General features: G+C 41.9%; 1 protein-coding gene. It reads right to left on the minus strand.

What is annotated here, in order from left to right; all coding sequences use genetic code 11:
* Window positions 1–104: 104 nt before the first annotated feature.
* Window positions 105–1,213: type II secretion protein (locus tag R8N28_RS25710; protein ID WP_318183721.1), on the minus strand; the 1,109-nt coding region annotated here is incomplete at its 5' end.

A 1,213-nucleotide genomic window follows, 5' to 3' on the forward strand; every position in this document is an offset into this window, starting at 1 on the left:
TAGTTGGCTTTCAAGCTCCAATGGCTCGACATCGACTAAAGAAGCGGCATCAAGCGCGTCAAAGATTTCGTCTCTTATGTCAATATAAACTTCTTTTAGGTGATTCATTTCTTAAACCACGCGAACTTTTTCTGCACTTTGACTTTTTTACCAGTCAGCGAATTCACCATATTTGGAATAGCTGGGGTGAACTTAATTTTCGCCGTATTGTGAATGCCCTGTTGGATGATCAACTTTTCCAAATTGGCTTCATAAACGAAATCAATGGTGTCTTTCGCTTTAATTTTTTCTTTGGCGCCTTGGAGAGGCATCATGTAATCCTTCTGCGATCGAGTCATAGAAAAAATGATTCGATGCTCGGCCTTTCCTAATTTTTTCTTTATCGAGTGATAAGCGCGCAACGAGGCAACAGAAGGTTCACAAACAACAAAAATGCGGTTGTATCTTTCATTGATGTCTTCTGAAGTCAGTTCGTTTATCGCATTTAAAGGCAATGAATCTATGATGAAGTTGTACTGATCCACCAGCTCATTAGAAATTCTAAATAGAGAGTCTGCATGGTCACTTATGCATGCAATGTTCTTTTCAAGGGCAAGGAAATCAAGCTTGTCTTTGATCGGGTGTACATAGCTCCCAGCAATTGCGGCATCGAGCTCAGATTGGTTTAAATCGATACTATTTTGTTGCGCCTTTAGTCCTTTTAAACCCAAGAAAATATCCGAATTTAATGCCAGCGTATCGTGTTCAACGAGCAACGTTTTCAAGCTCGCTTGCTGGCTTAAGCTGTGGGATAAAAAAGCACTGATGGTTGACACGCCAACACCGCCTTTACTACCAAGCATCAAGACTCTTTTAGCGATTCGCGACTTTTTCTTCACCGTTGGCGAAAATGTGTCTTTACCAGACTCTTTTAATGCGCCCAACAAGCCATCAAGTTCCGGATCCCAAAGAATGTAGTTCGCACCTAACGACAGCACTTTGTCACGCATCAAGATTGAGTCCGTGTTGCTCAACACAATCAGAGAGATGCTCACATCTAATCTTGAAGATATTTCCGCCACTTCCGAAACAAGCTCGCCACAATCTCGCAAATCAAGAACGACATGCTTTATTTCTGCGCTTGTTTTGTGCCAACTCTCATCATCGATATCATCTACTTTAAGAGGTGATGCGAAACCTTCGATCGCATAGAGCTCATCGATCGCTTGCAGAA

Source organism: Vibrio sp. Vb1554 (assembly GCF_033344235.1).